The organism is Thermostichus sp. MS-CIW-23, from assembly GCF_054059455.1.
In genome coordinates this window covers 26084-47657 of the sequence record NZ_JBSSCC010000007.1, presented here as the reverse complement: position 1 = coordinate 47657, position 21574 = coordinate 26084, and the positions used below count along the sequence as shown (strand labels likewise).

At 58.0% G+C, this 21574-nt stretch carries 22 protein-coding genes; 9 read left to right on the top strand and 13 right to left on the bottom strand.

Annotation, left to right across the window (positions count from 1 at the left end):
• Nucleotides 1-76 precede the first annotated feature (76 nt).
• Nucleotides 77-400: an RNA recognition motif domain-containing protein gene (locus ACVW0B_RS04235; protein WP_011431969.1), complete on the bottom strand. Its 324-nt coding sequence runs from the start codon at nt 398-400 to the stop codon at nt 77-79.
• A 246-nt stretch (nt 401-646) separates the two neighbouring features.
• On the bottom strand, nt 647-3385 hold the full coding sequence (locus ACVW0B_RS04230; RefSeq protein WP_457491019.1) for a valine--tRNA ligase: 2739 nt from the start codon (nt 3383-3385) through the stop codon (nt 647-649).
• Nucleotides 3386-3555: 170 nt separating this feature from the next.
• Between ACVW0B_RS04230 and ACVW0B_RS04225 the strand changes: the two genes are divergently transcribed.
• Together ACVW0B_RS04225 and ACVW0B_RS04220 are read left to right on the top strand one after the other, a co-directional pair.
• Nucleotides 3556-3981 carry a heavy metal-responsive transcriptional regulator gene (locus ACVW0B_RS04225; protein ID WP_414401614.1) on the top strand — a complete coding sequence of 142 codons (426 nt, stop codon included), beginning with the start codon at nt 3556-3558 and terminating at the stop codon, nt 3979-3981.
• A complete protein-coding gene (locus ACVW0B_RS04220; RefSeq protein WP_457385621.1) occupies nt 3978-4487 on the top strand; it encodes a putative iron-sulfur cluster-binding metallochaperone in 510 nt (169 codons plus the stop codon). The genes ACVW0B_RS04225 and ACVW0B_RS04220 overlap by 4 nt, the downstream gene beginning before the upstream one ends.
• On the opposite strand, the gene ACVW0B_RS04215 is transcribed toward ACVW0B_RS04220, so the two are convergent.
• Nucleotides 4477-5298: a phosphatidate cytidylyltransferase gene (locus ACVW0B_RS04215; protein WP_457403230.1), complete on the bottom strand. Its 822-nt coding sequence runs from the start codon at nt 5296-5298 to the stop codon at nt 4477-4479. The genes ACVW0B_RS04220 and ACVW0B_RS04215 overlap by 11 nt on opposite strands.
• Nucleotides 5299-5624: 326 nt before the next feature.
• Here ACVW0B_RS04215 and pdhA point away from each other — a divergent pair, with 326 nt between their 5' ends.
• Nucleotides 5625-6626 carry a pyruvate dehydrogenase (acetyl-transferring) E1 component subunit alpha gene (gene pdhA, locus ACVW0B_RS04210; protein WP_414350741.1) on the top strand — a complete coding sequence of 334 codons (1002 nt, stop codon included), beginning with the start codon at nt 5625-5627 and terminating at the stop codon, nt 6624-6626.
• Nucleotides 6627-6882: 256 nt separating this feature from the next.
• Complete coding sequence (locus ACVW0B_RS04205) at nt 6883-8469, top strand: NAD(P)H-quinone oxidoreductase subunit 4 (protein ID WP_457491018.1); 1587 nt, start codon at nt 6883-6885, stop codon at nt 8467-8469.
• A gap of 191 nt (nt 8470-8660) precedes the next feature.
• Here ACVW0B_RS04205 and ACVW0B_RS04200 read toward each other — a convergent pair whose 3' ends face one another.
• Nucleotides 8661-8840: a hypothetical protein gene (locus ACVW0B_RS04200; protein WP_011431964.1), complete on the bottom strand. Its 180-nt coding sequence runs from the start codon at nt 8838-8840 to the stop codon at nt 8661-8663.
• A 347-nt stretch (nt 8841-9187) separates the two neighbouring features.
• Here ACVW0B_RS04200 and ACVW0B_RS04195 point away from each other — a divergent pair, with 347 nt between their 5' ends.
• Both ACVW0B_RS04195 and ACVW0B_RS04190 read left to right on the top strand, forming a co-directional pair.
• Nucleotides 9188-9811, top strand: a complete 624-nt coding sequence (locus tag ACVW0B_RS04195) for a hypothetical protein (protein ID WP_457444142.1) — start codon at nt 9188-9190, stop codon at nt 9809-9811.
• 115 nt (nt 9812-9926) lie between these two features.
• Nucleotides 9927-10121 (top strand): hypothetical protein, encoded by a 195-nt coding sequence (locus ACVW0B_RS04190; protein WP_041436101.1) that lies wholly within the window; start codon nt 9927-9929, stop codon nt 10119-10121.
• Between the two features lie 144 nt (nt 10122-10265).
• On the opposite strand, the gene ACVW0B_RS04185 is transcribed toward ACVW0B_RS04190, so the two are convergent.
• The 4 genes from ACVW0B_RS04185 to argC all read right to left on the bottom strand — a co-directional run bounded on the left by ACVW0B_RS04185 (nt 10266) and on the right by argC (nt 15664).
• The gene (locus ACVW0B_RS04185) at nt 10266-11390 is read right to left on the bottom strand and encodes an FtsW/RodA/SpoVE family cell cycle protein (RefSeq protein WP_457491017.1); all 1125 of its coding nucleotides are present in this window, start codon (nt 11388-11390) and stop codon (nt 10266-10268) included.
• Nucleotides 11335-12777, bottom strand: coding sequence for a UDP-N-acetylmuramoyl-L-alanine--D-glutamate ligase (murD, locus tag ACVW0B_RS04180; protein WP_457491016.1), 1443 nt, complete (start codon nt 12775-12777; stop codon nt 11335-11337). The genes ACVW0B_RS04185 and murD overlap by 56 nt, the downstream gene beginning before the upstream one ends.
• Nucleotides 12778-13076: 299 nt before the next feature.
• Nucleotides 13077-14519, bottom strand: coding sequence for a hypothetical protein (locus ACVW0B_RS04175; protein ID WP_414413453.1), 1443 nt, complete (start codon nt 14517-14519; stop codon nt 13077-13079).
• Nucleotides 14520-14557: 38 nt separating this feature from the next.
• Entirely contained in the window at nt 14558-15664 is a 1107-nt protein-coding gene (argC, locus tag ACVW0B_RS04170) for an N-acetyl-gamma-glutamyl-phosphate reductase (protein WP_011431956.1), read from the bottom strand.
• 228 nt (nt 15665-15892) lie between these two features.
• Here argC and ACVW0B_RS04165 point away from each other — a divergent pair, with 228 nt between their 5' ends.
• Nucleotides 15893-16177: a hypothetical protein gene (locus tag ACVW0B_RS04165; protein WP_011431955.1), complete on the top strand. Its 285-nt coding sequence runs from the start codon at nt 15893-15895 to the stop codon at nt 16175-16177.
• Nucleotides 16178-16279: 102 nt separating this feature from the next.
• On the opposite strand, the gene ACVW0B_RS04160 is transcribed toward ACVW0B_RS04165, so the two are convergent.
• Both ACVW0B_RS04160 and ACVW0B_RS04155 read right to left on the bottom strand, forming a co-directional pair.
• The gene (locus ACVW0B_RS04160; protein ID WP_414374436.1) at nt 16280-17008 is read right to left on the bottom strand and encodes a 2-phosphosulfolactate phosphatase family protein; all 729 of its coding nucleotides are present in this window, start codon (nt 17006-17008) and stop codon (nt 16280-16282) included.
• 16 nt (nt 17009-17024) lie between these two features.
• The gene (locus ACVW0B_RS04155) at nt 17025-17798 is read right to left on the bottom strand and encodes an ABC transporter permease (protein ID WP_414330211.1); all 774 of its coding nucleotides are present in this window, start codon (nt 17796-17798) and stop codon (nt 17025-17027) included.
• A 62-nt stretch (nt 17799-17860) separates the two neighbouring features.
• Between ACVW0B_RS04155 and purS the strand changes: the two genes are divergently transcribed.
• Both purS and purQ read left to right on the top strand, forming a co-directional pair.
• Complete coding sequence (gene purS, locus ACVW0B_RS04150; protein ID WP_011431952.1) at nt 17861-18118, top strand: phosphoribosylformylglycinamidine synthase subunit PurS; 258 nt, start codon at nt 17861-17863, stop codon at nt 18116-18118.
• 115 nt (nt 18119-18233) lie between these two features.
• Nucleotides 18234-18911: a phosphoribosylformylglycinamidine synthase subunit PurQ gene (gene purQ / locus ACVW0B_RS04145; protein ID WP_457489876.1), complete on the top strand. Its 678-nt coding sequence runs from the start codon at nt 18234-18236 to the stop codon at nt 18909-18911.
• A gap of 30 nt (nt 18912-18941) precedes the next feature.
• Here the strand turns inward: purQ and ACVW0B_RS04140 are convergent, their stop codons facing one another.
• The 3 genes from ACVW0B_RS04140 to psbB form a co-directional block, all read right to left on the bottom strand.
• Complete coding sequence (locus tag ACVW0B_RS04140) at nt 18942-19352, bottom strand: response regulator (protein ID WP_414406411.1); 411 nt, start codon at nt 19350-19352, stop codon at nt 18942-18944.
• A gap of 399 nt (nt 19353-19751) precedes the next feature.
• On the bottom strand, nt 19752-19850 hold the full coding sequence (locus ACVW0B_RS04135; protein ID WP_011431949.1) for a photosystem II reaction center protein T: 99 nt from the start codon (nt 19848-19850) through the stop codon (nt 19752-19754).
• Nucleotides 19851-19956: 106 nt separating this feature from the next.
• The gene (gene psbB / locus ACVW0B_RS04130) at nt 19957-21489 is read right to left on the bottom strand and encodes a photosystem II chlorophyll-binding protein CP47 (protein ID WP_011431948.1); all 1533 of its coding nucleotides are present in this window, start codon (nt 21487-21489) and stop codon (nt 19957-19959) included.
• Nucleotides 21490-21574 lie beyond the last annotated feature (85 nt).

Genomic DNA, 21574 nt, shown 5'->3' with positions numbered 1-21574 from the left:
GGATCCTGGTGCTGCGCTTCAAAACAAGCTCAACTGAGAATCCCTTGCCCAGCACCGGGAAGCCTCAGCAGGCGTTTCAATAGCGAGATTGAAAACTCCGCCGCCGCTCGCCGCCACTGTTCGCGTTACCAGAGCGGAAACCTGAGGTGGGGCGTTCTTCTCGCGGGCGAGCTTTGTTCACCTTGAGGTCGCGCCCCATCCATTCCGCCCCATCCAGCGCAGCAATGGCGGCTTGCTCCTCTGCTTCAGAGCTCATTTCCACAAACCCGAAGCCTCGAATGCGGCCTGTCTCACGGTCAGTGGGGATCTGCACCCGCTTCACAGAACCGTACTCAGCAAAAACAGCGGTCAAATCCGCTTCTGTCACCTTAAAGGAAAGGTTGCCAACATAAATCGACATAGACGATCTCCGAAAGAGAGAGTAACAAAGGGTGAGATGTTCGGAGAGCCGTCTGCCAATACAAAACGTGAAAATCCGTCAAGACCAGAAGAAACGAGCACTACAACCGATAACAATCTCAGCTTCTATCCTAACACAGAAGCAGGGGTTCACCACTTCGATTTCGCGAAATTCTGGGGACATTGCCTTCACACCCCAACTGGCCCGGCCCAAACACTCCGCTGCCCTACCTGGGCTGACGCCACCTCAGCCCAGCTTCTCCAGCCTGGATCCCAGCAATCTCATCTGGGCTTCCAGCTCCGCCAGTTGCTCCTGACTGGCTTGCACCACCTCAGGGTTGGCCCGGTTGAGAAAATTGGGGTTCTCCAAGCGGGCGCGGATCCCTTGGGCCTCTTTTTCCAGCTTGGCCAGGTCTTTTTGCAGCTTGGCCCGCAGCGCTTCCACATCCACCAATCCCGCCAAGGGCATCAGCACCTGCACCGTGCCCACCACTGCAGCCGCCACCTGTTTGGGCTCCGTGGCCAGGGATCCCGTAATCTCCAAAGCCTCAGCCTTAGCTAGATCCCGGATGTAGGCTTGGGCAGCCCTGAGAATTTGCTGCTGGGTGGGATCGTCGGTAACCAGGAGGGCGGTGACGGCCTGCTGGGGCTTGAGGCCGGCTTCTGCCCGCAGGTTGCGCAGGCTGGTAATGGTTTGGATCACCAAGCCAAACTCCCGCTCCAGTTGAGGGTCGATCCAACTGGGATCTGGGGTGGGATAGGGCTGCACGGAGATAGAGGTGGTTTGGTTGGCCTGGGTGAGCAGCTGCCAGATCTCCTCGGTGATGTGGGGCATCCAGGGGTGCAGCAGCTTGAGAATGGTTTCCAAAACGGTGGCCAGCACCTGCTGCGCTGCGCGTTTGGAAGCCAGGTCTTCTCCCCGCAGCCGGGGCTTGACCAGCTCGATGTACCAGTCGCAAAAGTCATCCCAAATGAGAGAGTAGAGCAGGCGCGCCCCCTCGCCCAGGCCATAGGCTTCCAGCTCGGCGATGACTTGGGTGGCCGTGGAGTGCAGCCGCGACAGGATCCAGCGATCGGCCAGCTCCAGCGCTTCGGGGGCAGGGGATCCCAGTTGGGCAGGGGTTCGCCCCTCCAAGTTCATCAACACAAAGCGGGAGGCGTTCCAGATCTTATTGGCAAAGTTGCGGGCGGCCTCTACGCTGGCGCTCTCGCCGGTCTTGCGGTCATAGGCCAGGCGGATGTCTTGCCCTGCCCCCACCACCTCCTTGACCAGGGCATAGCGCAGGGCGTCGGTGCCGTATTTGTCCAGCAGCTCCAGGGGATCGATGCCATTTCCCTTGGTTTTGGACATTTTCGCCCCGTGCTCATCCCGCACCAGGCCATTGATGTACACATCTTTGAAGGGGATCTGGCCGGTAAATTGGGATCCCATCATGGCCATGCGGGCCACCCAGAAGAAAATGATGTCAAAGCCCGTGGACATCAGGGAGTTGGGATAGTAGCGTTTGAAATCCTCGGTCTCTTCCGGCCAGCCCAGGGTTGAAAAGGGCCACAGAGCAGAGCTAAACCAGGTATCCAGCACATCGGGATCCTGTTCCACCCGCTCAACTTCTGGGCCAAACTTTTCCCGTGCCTTGAGCAGCGCTTCCTCGCCGTTGCGGGCCACCACAAAAGCTTGGGGATCCTCGAGAAGCTGGCCATTGAGGACTGGATACCAAGCTGGGATCTGATGGCCCCACCACAACTGCCGAGAAATGCACCAGGGGCGCAGCTTTTCCAGCCAGCCGGTATAAACCTTGGTCCAGCGCTCAGGGATAAAGCGGGGGCTATTTCGTTGGTATTCCTCTTCCAAACAGCGAGCCCCCATCCCCGAGACATCGCAAAACCACTGAATGGAAAGCAAAGGCTCGATGGGCACGCCGCCGCGGTCGCTGTGGGGAACGGTGTGGGTGTAGTCCTCCACCTTCTCCAGCAGGCCATGTTCGGCAAACCACTGCACCACCTTTTCTCGGGCCACAAAGCGATCTAGGCCGGTGAAAGGATCCCCGTTTTCGTTGAGGGTGCCGTCTTTATTGAGGATGTTGATGAAGGGCAATTGGTGCCGTTTGCCGATTTCAAAGTCGTTGGGGTCGTGGGCCGGGGTAATTTTCACACACCCGGAGCCAAAGGAGGGATCCACGTACTCATCCGCAATGATGGGGATGAGGCGATTTTTAATGGGCAGGCGAATGAACTGGCCGATGAGATGGCAATAGCGCTCGTCTTGGGGGTTCACCGCCACCGCCGTATCCCCCAGCATGGTCTCGGGCCGAGTGGTGGCCACCACCAGATACTGGCTGGGATCCTCGGCCAAGGGATAACGAAAATGCCACAAATGGCCCTTGACCTCTTTGTCGTCCAGCTCAATATCCGACACCGCCGACTGGGTGGCCGGGCACCAGTTCACCAGATATTCCCCCCGGTAAATTAGCCCCGCCTCGTACAGCCGCACAAACGCCTCGGTTACCGCCCGGCTCAACCCCTCGTCGAGGGTAAAGCGATCCCGCGTCCAGTCCAGCGAGAGACCCAGCCGCCGCAATTGGCTCTTGATAGCTCCCTGCGACTGCTCCTTCCAAGCCCAAGCTCGCTCCAGAAAAGCCTCGCGGCCCAGATCGAAGCGGGTCTTGCCCTCTTGGCGCAGTTGGTTTTCCAGGATGGTGTGCACGGCGATGCTGGCATGGTCTGTGCCGGGCAGCCAGAGCACGTTGTAGCCGCGCATGCGCTTGTAGCGCGTCACCACATCCGGCAGGGTAAAGGCAAAAGCATGGCCCATGTGCAGGTTGCCCGTCACATTGGGCGGGGGCAGCACCATGCTAAAGGCCTCTCCCGGCGCCTTGGGATCCGCCACGTAAAAGCCCTTCTCCTCCCAAAAGCGCTGCCACTTCGGCTCGGTCTCGAAGGGGTTGTACTGGCTGGGCAGGTTGGCGAGGGAAGGTGCAGCAGTCATGCGGGGGCTGGGTTGCTCAAAGGACTACCCTAACTAGGTTAGCAAGCTTACTCCCAGCCGTCGGGTTTTCTTTTGGGGGGGTGGGCTTTGCTGGGGATCTCTCTTGACCTTGTAGTTAGCTACAGGGTTTAGGCTAAGAGAGCTTCTGGAGAGAGGGTAGAGAACCCGGCATGTCTGAGCTGCTGCGGGTGGGTCAGGTAGCCGAGAAGTTGGGCATCAGCCCCCAAACCCTCTACTTCTACGAGCGCCTGGGGCTCATCCCCAAGCCCCGTAGGACAGAGGGGGGCTACCGCCTCTACGGAGAAGCTGAGCTGGAGCGGCTAGCTTTCATTGCCCGCGCTAAGGCTTTGGGACTTACCCTGGCCGAGATCAAAGAATTGCTCCTGCTTCAGGAGAACGGGCAAGCCCTGCCCTGTTGGCAGGTGTACGTAAAGCTAACTGAAAAACTAAGACAAATCGACAAGTCAATCGCCCATCTACAGGAACTCAGAGGGGAGTTATCGACACTCATTGAAAAGTGTCAACAAAAATTTTCTGAGCAGGAGAAAAGTTCCTCTTGCGCTATCTTTCAACAGCAACAGCTTAATAACCCATGACAAGAGAACCCTTTTTCCCATTTTCTGCTAAAGCTTGGCAGCCCTTGTGTCCAAAGAGCGGGGAGCAAGGGATCCCGATTCAACTGATTACGCTGAAGAGCCTTCTGTCTTGTCAGGCTTTGGAGCAACTTAATGCTAACGCCAGCTATGCGTTTTGTCGGGATCCCCTTTGCCCCGTCGTCTATTTTTCTGAGGAAGGTCAAAGCTTTGGGGTTGACGACCTCAAGGTTCCCGTCTTTCAAAAAGAAAGTGGCGAGAAAGAAAGTGGCGAGGACGTGCCTGTCTGCTACTGTTTTGGATGGACGCGCCGGCGCATTTGGCAAGAGCTCCAGGGATCCAAAACGCCCCAGGCTATCCTCGAGGGGATTGCCGACCACATCAAAGCCAGGGGCTGTGGCTGTCAGGTGAACAACCCGCAGGGATTTTGCTGTCTGGAAAACGTCAGACAAGTCATCTTGGAGATGCAGCAAAGGAAGGCTGAGGAACAAAACCCGATTATTGGCTGAAATAGGCGTTGAGCCATTCCAGACATTCCATAAAGTAAAACACCAGCGGCCCGGTAAAGACGTAGCTATCGCCCCGATCCAAAATGCCGCCGTGGCCGGGAATGAGATCCCCGGAGTCTTTTACTCCCGCATCTCGTTTCATGAGGGACTCGGTGAGATCCCCCAGCAGGCTAGTTAACCCAATCAAAAACCCCAGCACGCTGCCGCTCAGCCAGCTCCAGGGCCAGCTCAGAGCGTGGGCTCCGGCCACGGCCAGGGTCATGCTGGCGGCAATCCCGGCTACCGCCCCTTCCACCGTCTTTTTCGGGCTGAGGATGGAGAGCTTGGTGCGCCCAAAGGCCCGACCACACAGGTAGGCCCCCACATCGGCAGCGATCACGCAGCCAATGGCCAGCAGCGTAATCCATAGCCCTTCGCCCAGCCCTTGCGCAAAAGACAAGGCCCTGACCCGAATCCAGAAGCTGGGCAGCAACGCACAGTAGAACAACCCCAAAATCGAGGTGGCAATATCGGCAATGGTGGCCACCTTGGGCTTAAAGAGCAAATAAAAACAGATGATCGATCCCGCCACGATAAAGGCAGGGCTGGTCCACTCCGGCCTCACCTGCTGCAAAATCACCAGCACCTGGCTGGAAAACATGGTGGTGCGCATGGCCGGCGCATTGCCTTTGGCTTGCACCAAGCGAAAAAACTCCAACTGGGCCAAAAAAATGATTAGCCCAATGGCTGCAGTAAAATACCAGCCCCCTAGCAGGGTGACCGCCAACGCAAACAACACCGCCGCAAAACCGCTAACCCAACGGGCTCCCATGGGCGCACCCCGTCACGTTGGCTGGCCAAATACCTCTTGCCCCCGGCTCCAGCAGATCGACGTCCAAGCCGAGAGCAGAAGAAACCCCCCCTCTGGTGTTCAAGATTCGCGTTTGCGGGACGGAGTCCTGATGCGGCTGCTGCAATGGAAACGCCTCTTGCCCTAGCCTTTCAGTTTAACTCCCTTGGCCTCGAAACAACCGCTTTCGGCCCTGCAGGATGGGATTTCCAGGTAAGGTGGCAGACAGACTGGAGCATGAGATAATGGGCAAACCGCAAAGCTCACTGCTGACCGCCTAAGATACCTCTGATTCGTTGCACCGCAGCATGGTTCAAGAACTTACTTCGCGCTCCACAACTGCTCGCATTTCTGCCGAAGAGGCTCGTCTTCTCTATGAAGACATGGTGCTGGGCCGCCTGTTTGAAGACAAGTGCGCCGAAATGTACTACAAGGGCAAGATGTTCGGCTTTGTGCATCTGTACAACGGCCAAGAGGCCGTCTCTACGGGGGTGATCAAGGCGCTCAAGCCCACCGACTATGTGTGCAGCACCTACCGCGATCATGTGCATGCCCTCAGCACAGGGATCCCACCGCGGGCGGTCATGGCAGAGTTGTTCGGCAAGGCCACCGGCTGCAGCAAGGGTCGGGGCGGCTCCATGCATCTCTTCTCGGCGGAGCACAATTTCTTGGGGGGCTATGCCTTCGTGGCCGAAGGGATCCCAGTGGCGACGGGGGCTGCTTTTTCTGCCAAATACCGGGGCACTGACCAGGTAACCGCCTGCTTCTTTGGGGATGGAGCCTGCAACAACGGCCAGTTTTACGAGTGCCTCAACATGGCCGCCCTCTGGAAGTTGCCCATCGTCTATGTGGTGGAAAATAACTTCTGGGCTATTGGCATGGCCCATGAACGCGCCACTTCCGACACCGATATTTACCGCAAGGGCCCAGCTTTTGGCATGCCCGGCTACCAGGTGGATGGGATGGATGTGCTAGCAGTGCGAGAGGCCGCCCAACAGGCCATCGCCCGCGCCCGTGCCGGAGAAGGCCCCACCTTGCTGGAGTGCATCACCTATCGTTTCCGGGGCCATTCCCTTGCCGACCCTGACGAGCTGCGCAGTCCTGAGGAAAAAGAGTTCTGGCGGCAGCGGGATCCCATTAAACAACTGGAACGCTATGCCCTGGAGCACAACCTAATGTCCGAGGCAGACTTCCAAGCCATCCACGCGGAGGTCAGCGCCGTGATTGAGGACGCGGTTCTTTTTGCTCTGGAAAGCCCAGAGCCAACCCTGGACGAGCTGCACCGTTTTGTCTTTGCCGAAGACGAGTAGATCCTGGCCACTTCCCCAGTAGCGGGGGAGTCGCTTGCCGGGGGATCCCCACAAGGTTCTCTGGCCAACTCGGGTGGCCCATCCACCTGGCGGAGTGCTGTCCTGCTGGATCCCTCGAGGCTCCTCGATGATTGGCATTGGAGAAACCTTCTCGAGATCTGCGCTATTGCGCAGATTTTTTTGTAAATATCGCTTCCCATTTGTTTACACAGCTTCATATCATTGAGATATCGAGCATGAGTATTTATTCCCGGTCATGAGCAATTCTCTTGAGTTTCCCTGGCTGTCGGTGCTGGTGCTCTTGCCTCTGCTGGCAGCCTTTGGGATCCCCTTGATCCCCCAGAGCCGTTGGGTGCGTTGGTATGCCCTCGCTGTGGGGGCTTTTGATTTGGGCCTGATGGCCTATGTCTTTGCGCGGCACTATGACCTGCAGGACTTTTCTCTGCAACTGGCGGAGCGCTACGCCTGGGTGCCCCAAATTGGATTCCACTGGTCGCTGGCGGTGGACGGCCTGTCCTTGCCGCTGGTATTGCTGTCCGGTTTGATCACGACCCTGTCGATTGTGGCGGCTTGGAATCTCTCCCACAAGCCGCGTTTGTTTTTCTTCCTGCTGCTGCTGATGTACGGCGCCCAGGTGGGCGTATTTCTGGCGCAGGACATGCTTCTATTCTTCCTGATGTGGGAGATTGAGCTGGTGCCGGTCTATCTGCTCATCTCCATTTGGGGTGGGCCGAAGCGCCAGTACGCCGCCACCAAGTTCATCCTCTACACCGCTGCCGCCTCTATTTTTATCCTGGTGGGATCCCTGGCGATGGCCTTCTACGGCGAGGGCTTCAGCCTGGAGATGGCAGAGCTGAGCGCTAAGTCTTACCCACTGGCCTTGGAGCTGTTGGCCTATGCGGCTTTGCTGATTGCCTTTGGGGTGAAGCTGCCGATTTTTCCGCTGCACACCTGGCTGCCGGATGCCCACAGCGAAGCCTCTGCTCCCATTTCCATGATCTTGGCGGGAGTTCTGCTCAAGATGGGTGGCTATGGCCTGATCCGCATGAATGTGGGCATGTTGTCGGAAGCCCACGTGTACTTCGCCCCTGTGCTGGCGGTGTTGGGTGTGGTGAACATCATTTACGGGGCGTTGGCGGCCTTTGGTCAGAACCATCTCAAGCGGCGCTTGGCCTATTCGTCCATTGCCCACATGGGCTTTGTGTTGATCGGGATCTCCGCCTTCACGGAGCTGGGCATCAATGGGGCAGTGCTGCAGATGATCTCCCACGGTCTGATTGCCGCGGTTCTGTTCTTCCTGACGGGGATCACCTACGAGCGCACCCACACCCTTGCCCTCGACAAGTTGGGAGGGTTGGCCAAGCAGATGCCGAAGGCTTTTGCCCTGTTTACAGCGGGATCCCTGGCCTCTTTGGCGCTGCCGGGCATGAGTGGATTTGTGGGTGAGCTGACGGTGTTCTTGGGCTTGACCACCAGCGATGCCTATGCGCCGACCTTCAAAGCGGGAATTGCCCTGCTGGCGGCAGTGGGCATCATTCTGACGCCCATTTACTTGCTCTCCATGCTGCGGCAGGTGTTCTACGGGGCTCAGGATCCCGGCCTAGTTTTGGAAGATTACCTGGGGGATGTGCGTCCGCGAGAAATGGCGGTGGCCCTCTGTCTGCTGTTGCCGATCCTCGGCATTGGCTTCTACCCACGCCTGGCTACCCAAACCTACGATGTCACAACGGTGGCGGTAGCTGCCCAGTTGCGCAGTGTGTTGGCAACTGAAATCGTGCAGCGGCCTTTCTTCCCCTCGCCAGTGCAACCGGCCCAGGTGGCGGCTTTGCCTCTGGAGGATTAAAGGGGGGTCGAGACTCGGTTCTTCTTTATCTCTATTCCTTACTCTGTCCAGAAGAGCTGGTGTTCGAGGTGCAACCCGACTCAACTTTCAGCTCTTCTTTTGTTTTTTTTAAGTTTTAAGATTGGATTTAGGATCCGGGATGTTCCTGGGCTGGGATTTTCGTGCAGCCGATTGTTCTTGTGCCGTCCATCCTATCGGTGATCGGTGTGGATAGAGTTTTGTTCCATCAGGTTTAGCTGCACCACCAACCACCAGAGGGTTACATCGGAATAGGTTGCCCGGCGCTTGAGCCGAGAAATGGAGTGTACCGGGTTTTGGCTGTCGATCATCCACTCAGAAGCGATGATTTGGCCGCGTTGCTGAGCATTCATTGTTTCTCCCTCCGCTCGCCAACTGCTCAATACTTAGAATGGCTAATATTTAGGATGGCGAATTTGCGCGGGAGCGTGTGAAAAAATATATTACGCAGGGATCCCCAAAATCGGCTAACTTTCTTAGCAATGAGGATCTCATAGGCCGTTGAGTTGCCGATTTGCCGTCCGGGGATCGGACAAAACGTTGCAGAAGGGGTAAAAGGTTGGGCGAGGGGATTGCCCCTATCTTCACAAGTCTTAAAACCTAGAAAGATTCTATTTTCTCTTGACTTGTCTGTGGGTCTGAATTCCACCTCCCTTCGCCGGCCTCTGCAGCAGCAACCCTTGAGGAGTCTGAGATCGCGATGAGAGCCAAGGCCATCTCTCCCCAGCCAGCCTCTGCTTTTGGAGAAGTGGTGGAAGCCAACACCACAACCTTTGTGGCCCAGTGCTTCGAGCCGGAACGTCTGACCTTCCCACCCATGCCTGCTCTCGGCAGTTGGACGCGCTCCCAAGACGAAGAGACCGGCAACCTGATCTATGGCGTGGTTTGCTATGCCGCCATCGCCCCCATCGACACCGTCCATCGCGCCAGGGCTTTGGGCCTCTCCCCTCAGGAGCTGCGGGAGCAACAGCCCCAAATTTTTGCCATGTTGCGCACCGATTTCCGCGCGGCCATTGTCGGCTTTGTCAGCGGGGGACGAGTCTACCAGTACTTGCCGCCACGCCCTCCCCAGATTCACCAGCCGGTTTATCTCTGCTCCGATACGGAAGTGAGGGAATTTTGCCGCTCTTTCGAGTTTTTGCGCACCCTGCTACGGGTCAACGGGATCCCAACCGATGAGCTGGTGGCTGCCGTGATTCGCCAAACTTACCGAATCCTGAACCGAGATCGCAACTGGCTTCTACAGGCAGGTCGGCAGTTGAGCTGTCTGTTGCGGGGTGATTATGAGCATCTCAGCGCAATTTTACGAAAGATTGAAGCCTAAGCGAAGAAATATTGAGAATGGCCTTGGATCCCTCTGGAATCGAGTCGGGGGGTGATAACCTGAGGCCGTTTCCTAATGAAGTTTATTCCCTTTGAATCCTCTTTCTGCTGTAAAAATGTTTAACAAATTCAATCCTTCTGACAAACCCTCCAAAGGCAATTGGGCAGGTCGTACCTTTTCTGCAGCTGCGGGCGCTTCGGTGGCAGCCGGCGTTTGCATTGCCCACGGTCAGCCGGCTTATGTGTCGCTGTTGGTGGCCTGTTGCGCGACGGTGTTTACCCTCGTTTTGGATGAAATGGGCTGGATCTAGGCTCGGTTGCAACGTCAGCTCTGGATTTTGCTGCATAAGAAGCCGGTCTAAAGCAGAGGCCAACCAATAGGGATCCCTGGCCCTCTGGGTTTGCTGCTTGCGTGAAAGGATCCCTTTGCTGGGTTGGCAACATGCAGCCTTACTTTACCCTGCTTCGCGGGCTGCCCGCACCAACAATCCTGCTGTGATCAGCCCTGCCAGAATGGAGCTACCCCCATGGCTGAACAAAGGCAGGGGCACGCCTGTGGTGGGCAAAATCCCAGTGACCACGCCGATGTTCATCAGTGACTGACCCACCAAAAACATCAGGCAGCCACAGGCTACTAAGCGAATGGTCAACTCCCGACAGCGCCCCATCACCCGCCAGCCCAGCAGAGTGTAGAAGGTCAGCAACCCCAGAAAGAACAGGGATCCGGCCAAGCCAAACTCTTCTGCATACACCGAGAAGATGAAGTCGGTGTATTGGATGGGCAGGTAGAACAGCTTTTGCTGGGAAAGGCCATACCCTTTGCCCCACAGGCCGCCGGAGCCAATGGCCAACAGGCTTTGCACCAACTGATAGCCATCCCCTTGGGCGTTACCCCAGGGATCCAAAAAAGCCAAGATGCGCCGTCGTTGGTAATCTTTGCTGAGAATGCTCACCACAGCCGCCAGAATCCCCAGCCCCGCTGTAACCAAAAGGGTGAAAGCTGGGATCCCGGCAGTCCAAGCCATGACCCAGAGGGTAAGGCCGCAGATGGCCGTGGTGCCCAGGTTGGGCTGGGCGAGGATCCCCAAGAGCGCAAAGGCGAAGATAACCACCCAGAGGATGCGGAACCAGGGAGGATGGTGAAACCAGCGGCCAAAGATCCAGGATCCCTGCAAGACCAACAGGGGCTTGAGCAATTCCGAGGGCTGGATAACAGGGATCACCTTCAAATCCAGCCAGCGGCTGGCCTCCAGGCGGGAAACCCCCAATCCCGGCACCTGGGTGGCCCACACCAAGCCAACTCCCAGCAAGCAGAGGATCCCGGCCCAGGGGAACCAGCGCCGCAGCGGGATCCGCACCAGAGCCCAGAAGCAACCCAGACCCAACCCGGCCCAGAGCAATTGCCGCTTGAAAAAGTAGAGGCCATCGCCAGTGATCCGCTGAGCCACCGGGTAGGAAGCGGAAAACAGCATCAGCAGCCCCAGCACCAACCAGATCAAGGTGAGCCAGCGCAGCCAGCGAGCCTCAGCATTCCAGGGATCCCTGAAGGGCTTGGCAGCAGGCTCGGAAATGGTTGCCACGGTGTTCAAAGCTGGAGTACTGGTCAAAACTGGCACAGGCGGGGGACAGCAAAATGGTGATGGGTTGAGCGGGCTTCCCCAAGCTCTGAGCTTGACGCGAAAGGGAACAAGCCGCTGCAAAGGCTCTTTCCACCGCTACATCTAGGGTTGGCACCAGCTCAACGTCAGTATAGTGGATCCCCTGGAGGGCCTCTGCCAGCACTGGGGCAGACTCCCCCATCAGCACCACGCGGGCCACCTTGGCCCGAATCAACCGCAACCAGGCGCCGGGATCCCCCTGCTTAGCCCTTCCTCCGGCAATCAGAATAATGGGTGGGGAAAGGGCGTTGAGCGCCACCCAGCCGGCCTCGTAGTTGGTGGCCTTGCTGTCGTTGACAAAGCGGATAGGGGTGGATCCCACCTGGATTTGCGCCACCCGCTCCAGTCGATGGGGCATGCCGGCAAAAGATCGGATGGCTTTTTGAATGGCAGCGTTGGGGAGCCCAGCTAGACGTGCTGCTGCTGCCGCCAAGAGCAGGTTTTGCAGGTTGTGTTGGCCAGGGCAGCGTTCTGCAAAGTCCTCCAGCTCCGCCACCATCTCCCCCTGGATGTAGAGGCGGTTTTCCCGCAGGTCAAGGGTTGCGGTGGGATCCCGGTCACAACAGCCTTGGGTAGCAACAAGGGAAGTCCAATAGGTATTTTCCCAGTCCTGCCGGCGGCAGCACAGGTAGGGATCCTCGCCGTTGAGCACCCGCCACTGGGCCCGATCCAAAAGGCGAGCCTTAAAGCTGGCATAGCGCTCCAGCGTCCCATGCCGTTCTAGGTGATCGGGAGTGAAGGTGGTCCACACCCCAATGCGCGGCGGCCCTCCAGGAGTACTGCTCATGAGGCGGCTGCTGGCTTCCAACTGATAGCTGCTCAGCTCCGCCACGATCCAATCCGGCTTGAGCTTTCCCTGGAGCGTTGCCAAAGCCACCTGCGACAGGGGCAGGCCGATGTTGCCGCAGGGGATCCCTTGCAACCCCGCCGCCTTGAACATTTCCGCCACCAGAGCCGTGGTGGTGCTTTTGCCGTTGGTGCCGGTGATCCCCACCCAGGGTAGGTGGTCAAGATAGATCCAGGCCAGCTCCGCCTCCCCCACCACCGGGATTCCCTGTTGACGCACCTCCTGCAGCAGCGGGTGATCCCAAGCAATACCTGGACTGACCACCACCTGCTTCACCCCTTCGGCCAGTTGAAAAGGCTGCCCCAGCCGAACCGGGATCCCTTCTTGATTGAGCTCAGCCTGCCGCTGTCTGAGAAGAGGGGAATCTTGCTCATCCCAAACCAGCACTTCATAGCCCTGGGCCCGCAACAGCCGCGCCGCCGCCAGCCCCGCAATGCCTAACCCCAAAACTTGATGTTGCACGTTGGTTTCTTCTTCGTTTCTTTATTTGGGGATCCCTGCTTGGATCTTACCGGTCACGTCCTTGACCCGCATGTTTTTGTTCGACACTCCCCTTGCTTACGGGGGTGGCCAGTTGGTGGCGTGGATGGAGTTTTCCTAGCCGCCTGGATGGCTAACTTGGGAATAGGTTGGAAACCAGTCCGCCGGCCACCCTCTACAACCCGTGCAGATTTGTCTTTGGCGTAGAAAAGATTCCACCTAGCCTGCCAGCCTCACTTTGTGGATGCTGTAGGAAATTTTCTTCCCTATGCATCATCTACTCAATCTTCCAAGGGATCCAACTTGGGATCCAGACTCTTGGCCGTTAGACGCAGAGCCTCCGCCTGATCCATCACCCGTGGAGCTTGCACTGCCGTTTCAAGGCCCTGGCGATAGCTCTCCCACAGGGGCATTTCCGGGTAGGTCTGCTGCAACTCGCTGATCTGATCCAGAAGGGCCTCCAGCCAGCCGGCCGTGCTCCAGGTGAGCAGAAACTGGAAGGGGTTCCAGAGGTTGAGCTGCCGCCCCAATTCATTTAAGCTCTCGTTGCGAATGGGCGGATCGAAGATGTCCGCCACGGTCATCAACTGGCGGGCCAGCAGGGGTCTGAGGATTTTCTCGGCAGCTTCCACCACAGCGGGGATGGCAGCTTGGATCCGGTCGGGGCTGGGAATATTCCGCGCTTGGGGCAAGGCTTGCAGCACCAACTCCAGTCGCCGCCCTGCCTCTGCCGATTCCAAAGCCGATTCCAGGGTGGTGCCCACGCTGAGAAACACTTCTCCCGTCAGCAGCCGCACTGCATCGATGACCAGGTGATACAAGGGAGGGATCACGAGCTTGATCCACTCGCTCTGGAAAAACTCCCGCAGCCGCCGTGCCGCATAGTCCCCTACTTGGGTGGTCTGGATCCCCACTTGAGTGAGATTGAGATACCAGTCGGGAGGAGATCCCTTGGGATCCAGCCAACGGCGCAGCGTTTGCCATTCTTCTTCTGTGAGGGCAGTTCGTCCCTGTTTTAAGCCAGTTCGCCGCAGCTTGCCCTCGGCATTCAAGAGCTTGCGCAGCTCCGGTGTGCCCAGCAAGGACAAGGCACCTGCCGAACCCACACTGCCGATCTCGATGGCGATCAAGGCGGCCAACAAGGCGGCTGAGGCCTTTACTTGAATCTGGCCGCTTTTGTCCATCACCAAAGGCAGGCGGCTGTTGCCATAGGCACGGGCACTCATCGCCTCCAGAGCAGAGCGTTGGTCAGAGGTCAGCGTCCGAGCCCAAGAAGGGATCCCGTGGCTTTCCGCCTCTGGATAGGCCGCTTCCTGCAAGCCGTGATACAGCAAGCTGGCCACCCAGGCGCGATCCGCAGCCTGCCGCAAAGAGCCAATGACCACTTCCCATTGGCAGGGGTTAAGCAGGGGCAAGAGCGCTTGCAGCTCTCGGTGGATGGGTTCTGGGGATCCCGCCGTTCTCGACTGTTCCAGAGCGCTTTGCAGCCGATCCCGCGCCTCTCGGCACAGCCCGCCCCACTCCAGTTGCAGGCGAGCCAGGGTCTGTTGCACCGTCTCTTCGGAGCGACGGGGCAGATCCTGCCAGCCCGCTTCCAGCTGCCGCCACAGCTCCTCCCAGTTCAGGCCCTCAGCAGCGCCATTGACGGCATCTGAGGCAACCTTTGCGCTGGGCGAGGCGTTTTGGGGCTCGGAATGGAAAGGGGGATTCAGGGGTTCAGACATGGACAGAATCCGCTTCAAGGGGATCACGGGCATTATAGCTAGGGGTAAAACGCCAGCCGAGGCAAACCCAACGTTTCCGGCCATCCCATCATCAGGTTGAGACACTGCACTGCCTGCCCGGCTTGCCCTTTCATCAGGTTGTCGATCACCGACAGGACAATAACGCGGTTGGTGCGGCTGTCCACCTCCACCCCGATCATGCAGGTGTTGGTGCCGGAGACCCATTTGGTTTGCGGGTAAACCCCCCGCGGCAGCACCTTCACCCAAGGAGATTGGCGATAGAAAGCATTGTAAATGGTGAGCAAATCTTCCCCCACAAAGCCGGGATCCCGCAGAGTGGCATACAAGGTGACGTGGATCCCCCGCACCATGGGCACCAGATGGGGCGTAAATTGCACGGTGATGGGGGTGTGGGTTAGGTCGGTGCAGGCTTGCTCGATCTCGGGCGTATGCCGGTGCTGGGCCACTCCATAGGCTGCCAGAGAGCCGTCCACTTCGGCAAACAGGGATCCCACCTTGGGGGTACGACCTGCCCCCGAAACGCCGGATTTGGCATCGAAAATGAGGCTGTCCAGCTCCACCAACCCCTGCCGCAGCAGAGGAGCAACCGCCAACAATGAGGCAGTGGGATAACAGCCGGGACAGCCCACCAGTTGGGCTTGGGCAATCGCCTCGCGGTAAAGTTCCGGCAACCCATAGACCGCCTGCTCATTGGCCTGGCGATAGGCAGGGCTGGGCCAGTTGGGATCCGTCTGACCCATGCGGTACCAAGATTGGTAGGTGGCCAGGTTGCGAAAGCGGTAATCTGCCGACAAATCCAAGACTTTGCACCCCTTGGCCAGCAAAGGCGGAGCCAGCTCAGCAGCCAGCCCATTGGGGAGAGACAAAAACACCACATCGCTGTTGGCGGCAATGCGATCCACCTCTACCGGCTGAACGGTCAGATCCACCGCCTGGGCCAACTGGGGATAGAGATCCCCGTAGCGCTTGCCGGCACTGTCTTGCCCGGCCAGGTAGGTGATCTGCACGCCGGGATGCTCGCTCAGTAACCGCACCAACTGTACCCCTCCGTAGCCGGAAGCGCCGACGATGCCAATGCGGACAGGCTCTGTGGGGTGGGGTGGGCGGGGCGCCATGTTGGCCATGGGGGGTTGCCTGTGCAAGAGGGTTACATGAGGGTCTGCCCTAAGTTCTATCGCATTTTCTTACCCCATTTGACGCTGCATCTTGTCCATTCGCGTTTTCATTCGCGTTAGCGTTGCGTGGCCATCCAGGGGGATTTGTTATGCTGGGTTCACCTGAGCCGCTCGGGCCTTGGCAGCGGCTTCCGTAATATCTGTCTATGTTCTGTGTAGCTTTCTAATCTGCGGTCTATGCACTATGAGCGATTGATCAACATGGTCTTGCGGGCCTATGGCCAAAGCAGCCGCCACGGTCTGGATCAAGAAACGCTGACCCTCTACTCAGAAGGCCCCTACACCCTCTACAAACTCACTTCCCATTTCGATCGCCGCTCCATTTTTGTGTTGGCCCAGAATCAGCGGGATATGTTTGTTTCTGGCGATGCGTTTAACAACAAGCTGATCCCAGGAGAATGGCAGGCGTGGCTGCACCAGAAAGCGCTGGGCATCGCTCCCGACACGGCACAAGCAGGTTAGCCGAAGACCATATCTGGCGTGGAAGGATCCCCAAGCCCGCACCCGGCCTGTTGCTGAGAATGGCTGCTCACTTCCAACTGGCGGGATCCATCTATCCAAAATCTACCTGCCGTTGGCCAAAACCCCTGGCTGAACCTGTCGGGGCACCACTGAGAGACGATCCAGCTGGGCACAATAGGCCAGATCCTTATCGTTTTCCGGCCCCAGACCCAACAACCGTTGCCCGTGGCTAGAGCGTCTCAACAAACCCAGCAGATCGTCCTGCCAAGTTTGGTAGAGGGCCAAGGCCGCCAAGGTCTCGTCGTTGCCCAACTGGTTCAAAGAGCAGCCCAGGCGATGCAAGATGGCTCCGGCACAGGCAGTATCTTCCAGCGAAAAGGCCCCTTCCCACCCGGATCCCACCAGCCACACCTCGGCAAAGGAGCCCCGTCTGAGAAAATCCACCACGGCTCCCAAGTTCACCAGGGCTGCTGTAATCACCACTGGGATCCCTTCCAGGCGCTGTAGGCTGCGCGTGCCGTTGGTGGTGCTCAGGAAGATGCGCTTGTCCCGCACGCGGTCGGGAGTGTAGTCGAGGGGGGAGTTGCCCAGATCAAACCCCGCCACCGCTTTGCCCCCCCGTTCCCCGGCCAAAAGCCGCTGGGAAGCCGGCCAGTTTTGGCTTGCCTCTTGGAGCTGCTGCAGGTGGGCAAACACCTGTACCGCTTCTGCTCCTGCTGCCAGCGCTGTGGCAATGGTGGTGGTGGCCCGCAGCACATCAATGGCCACCGCACACTCCGGGATCCCAGATGAAGGCACCTGTTCGGGCGTATAGAAGTGGAAAAAACGCATGGGGGAAGAGGTAACGTCAGAACTCACGCCGGGCGAACACCAACACCGCCAGAATCAGCAGCAAAAGGGTGTAAACCAAGCCGTACAGTGCATCTCCGAGAAGTTCTGCTGGGGGCGGAACTTGGCCGTAAACCGCAGCATCTCTCAAATTGAGGCGCTCCAAATCCGGCAGGATCAAATAAATCACCTCAAACAATTTGCCAAATCCGGCATCTTTCACCAGCTTGCTCAGTTGCAGCAGGGCGCGGCTGGCATGGCCCATCAGGAACAGGGCAATGGTGTAGAGGGTGGCCAGAATCGAGGAAGTGAAAACCCCGAACAGCAGGGCTGCGGCAACAATCAGCACCAGCTCTAAGAAAGTGAAGACTGTTGCCCAGAGAATGGCCAAAAGGGGGATCGGGGCCTGCACCAGCAGCAAGCTCAGCAGAAACACAACCGTCATCAGCAGCACCAGCACCGACAGCAGCGCCGATAGGCCCAGATGCTTGCCGACAATGAACTCTGCCCGGCTCATGGGTTTGGCGATCAGCACATACACCGTGCGTTTTTCAATCTCCTTATTCACCAGCCCTGTGCCCACGAAAATGGCCACGATCAGGCCGAAGAAGTGAATGGCTGCCAACCCCAGGTCGGCAATGATTTTGTTGTGGGCCTGGTTGGCCACCTGCGGGATCAAAACAGTGGCTCCCAGCATGGCCACCGCAAATACCATCACCAGGTAGAGAATCCGATCCCGAATCGTTTCCCGGAAAACGTTGTGGGCAATGGCCACCACGCGCGACGCATCCATGACTGAACCCAAAGCTGTGATGATCCGACTGATACACTGGTAACAGATCCAGCCTTTATTCTATGCAGTTCCAGGCCCAGATTCAGATTCACCTACGCCCCTCTGTTCTCGATCCCGCCGGGGCTGCGGTTCAGTCCAGCTTGCATCAGCTGGGGCATACCCAGGTACAGCAGGTGCGTATTGGCAAGCATATCCAACTGCAGCTAGAGGCCCCCGACGCCGAGACCGCCCACCGCCAGGTGGATGAGCTGTGCCATCAACTGCTGGCCAACCCGGTGATTGAGACTTATCAAATCCAAGTGGCTGCCATCGGTGGTTAATTTGATGGGTTCACGCGATTTGGGGTTGATCTGATGGCCATTCCAAAAATACCCCCAACCCCTCTTCCATCCCTCTAATCTGACCATCTTCTTTCCTCTCACTTAAGGGATCCCAATGGCTGGCGTGAGGTTTGGCGTTGTTGTTTTTCCGGGTTCCAACTGCGACCGAGATGTAGCCTGGGTAACCCGCGGCCTCTTGGGCTGCCCAACGCGGCTGATCTGGCACCGAGAGACGGATTTGTCGGAGCTGGATGTGGTGGTGCTGCCGGGGGGCTTCAGCTATGGGGATTATTTGCGGTGCGGGGCTATTGCTCGCTTTGCCCCGGTGATGGGATCCCTGAAGGAGCACGTAGCGCGAGGGGGCTATGTGCTGGGCATCTGCAATGGCTTTCAGATCTTAACAGAGGCGGGCCTGCTGCCGGGGGCGCTGGTGCGCAATGCCAACCTGCACTTTATCTGCGACCGAGTGGGGATCCGTGTAGAACGGCAGGATCTTCCCTGGACAAGCGCGTATCCCCAGGGATCCACCCTAACCCTGCCCATCGCCCATGGGGAAGGCCGCTATACCTGCGACCCGGATACCCTCAAGCAATTGCAGGATCAAGGGCAGATCGTCCTTCGCTATGCTCCGGTTGCGCCCAACGGCTCTGTGGACAACATCGCCGGCATTTGCGATCCCAGCGGTCGGATTCTGGGTTTAATGCCCCACCCTGAGCGGGCAGCAGATCCCGATTTGCCAGGGCAGGATGGGATCCCCTTCTGGCAGTCGATTTTGCACAGCTTCGCCGCCTAATTCTTCTCCTCCATTCTTCTCCGGGACAGCTCACTCCTGCCTCGGCCCTTGAGACAACACCTGGCGAACTTGATTCACCATCTCCTCGTGATCCACCACTGGCTTGGCGATATAACCATCCGCCCCGCTCTGGGCCAAGAATGCCTCGCGGTCGCCCCGCATGGCGTGGGCCGTCACCAAAATAATGGGGATGGAGCGGCTTTTTGGATCCGCCTTCAACAGTTGGGCAATGCGGATCCCGTCCACCGCCTCGCCGCGAAAGGTGCTCTGGGACAGGGAAACATCCAACAAAATGACATCCACCTCGTGCCCCTGGGCCAGCTTCAAAATCTGCTCCACATCCTGGCTGTGAAAGACCTCAAAACCTCCCCGCCGTCGCAACACCTTCTCAAAAACACGGGCGTTGATTGGATCATCTTCCACCAGCAGCACTGTTGCCATCGTTAACCCAATCTTGAATCTGAACCCAAGCTAAGCTGTCTCTGGGATCCCAAAAGCCATCCTAAGGCATCCTTAGCGAGTTCAATTTGAGCAGTAGGACAAGCGTTCTCCTACAGAGTACTGAAGAGTACCGAAAAGGGTCTCAGTAGCTCTGAGAACTCCCCCCTCCTCTCCCAAAAGGAAGGATCCTCAGGTTGCCGCTACTTGACTATTTATTTTGGAATCTTATTTTGGAATCACTCCATTCCGAGTTGCCGCTACCCAACCGCAAATAGGAAAGCCGGAGAGAGCTCCGGCCCCATCCAGAACTAAGCCTAAACCACAAATCTCAAAAGAGACTGACCTTCCCTCTGCCTTGCTTGAGCCCGGCACAGCAGGAACGGCAGCCACTACCCTGGGTTACTTCTTGGTAATTCTCGGAGTTTCCCGAAAGGCGACCGCGAAAAACAGAAGGCCCAACGTCAAAAACAGGATAAAGGTGTAGGTGATGGCTTCCATACAAAACCTCCATTTCTAAGGGGGCTTGATTCCAGATTAACTCAGAGCCGCCAGCACCCCATCTCCAAAGTGAAGCAGAGTGCCGACGGCATCGCCGAAAAGGGCTCTAGGCTTCCTGAACCTTGCGAGTGGTGGGATCCCCTACTTTCTGGAAGACGCCGAACTCCACCATTTCCTCGCTCATATTGGGGTCAATACCGGCGAACACATCGCGGAAGAGAGTGCGAGCGCCGTGCCAGATGTGGCCAAAGAAGAACAGCAGGGCAAAGACCGCGTGAGCAAAGGTAAACCAACCGCGGGGGCTGGTGTGGAAGGTGCCGTCCGCCTTGGGGGTTTCTCGGTCGAACTCAAACAACTGACCCAACTGGGCCTGGCGGGCATATTTCTTGACGGTTGCCGGGTCGGTAAACACCTGACCGTCCAGCTTGCCGCCGTAAAACTCCACCGTCACGCCCACCTGCTCAAAGCTATAGCGAGACTCTGCCCGACGGAAGGGAATGTCTGCCCGCACCACCCCATCGGCATCCCGCAGGATAACCGGGAAGGTCTCGAAGAAGTTGGGCATCCGCTGCACCGTCAGCTCCCGCCCTTCGCGGTCACGGAACACCGGGTAGCCCAGCCACTCGATGGCAATGCCATCCCCTTTGTTCATGGGGCCAGCTCGGAACAGACCCCCCTTGGCCGGGCTGTTGCCCACGTAGTCGTAGAAGAGCAAAGATTTGGGCAGGGAGTTGTAGGCCTCGCTGCGGGTCATCCCGGCTTCCATAGCCGCATTTACCCGGCGGTTAATCTCCTGGTTGAAATAGCCAGAATCCCATTGGTAGCGGGTGGGACCAAACAGCTCCACAGGGGTAGTGGCGCTGCCGTACCACATGGTTCCGGCCACCACAAAACCGGCAAAAAACACCGCCGCAATCGAGCTGGAAAGCACCGTCTCGATGTTCCCCATCCGCAGAGCGCGATAGAGGCGCTGGGGCGGGCGTACCGTGATGTGAAATAGACCTGCAATAATGCCCACAATGCCGGCAGCAATGTGGTGGGCCACCACCCCTCCGGCGTTGTAGGGGTTAAAACCGGCTGGCCCCCATTCCGGTGCTACCGGCTGGACGTGTCCCGTCGTCGCATAGGGATCGCTCACCCACATTCCCGGGCCAAACACCCCCGTCAGGTGAAAGGCGCCAAACCCAAAGCAGAGGATCCCGGCCAGCAGCAGGTGGATCCCAAATATTTTCGGCAGATCCAAAGCCGGCTCTCCGGTGCGGGGATCCCGGAACAGCTCCAGATCCCAGTACACCCAGTGCCAGCAGGCAGCCAAGAAGAGCAAGCCGGACAAAACGATATGGGCAGTAGCTACCCCTTCAAACGTCCAGAAGCCCGCATTGGCTACGCTCTCGCCGTAGATATTCCAACCGCCCCAGGAGTTGACCACCCCCAGGCGAACCATAAATGGCATGACAAACATGCCCTGACGCCACATCGGATTCAGGACAGGATCCGACGGATCGAAAATGGCCGTCTCATAAAGCGCCATTGATCCGGCCCAACCTGCTACCAGAGCAGTATGCATCAGGTGAACCGCGATTAGGCGACCTGGGTCATTCAGTACAACCGTATGGACCCGATACCACGGTAGTCCCATAAAGCTCGGTCCTCCACGTTCTCCAACACTTGCGCGATATCCAGTCAAAATTAAGCCGACATCTTACCTGGGATCCTGACCTGAG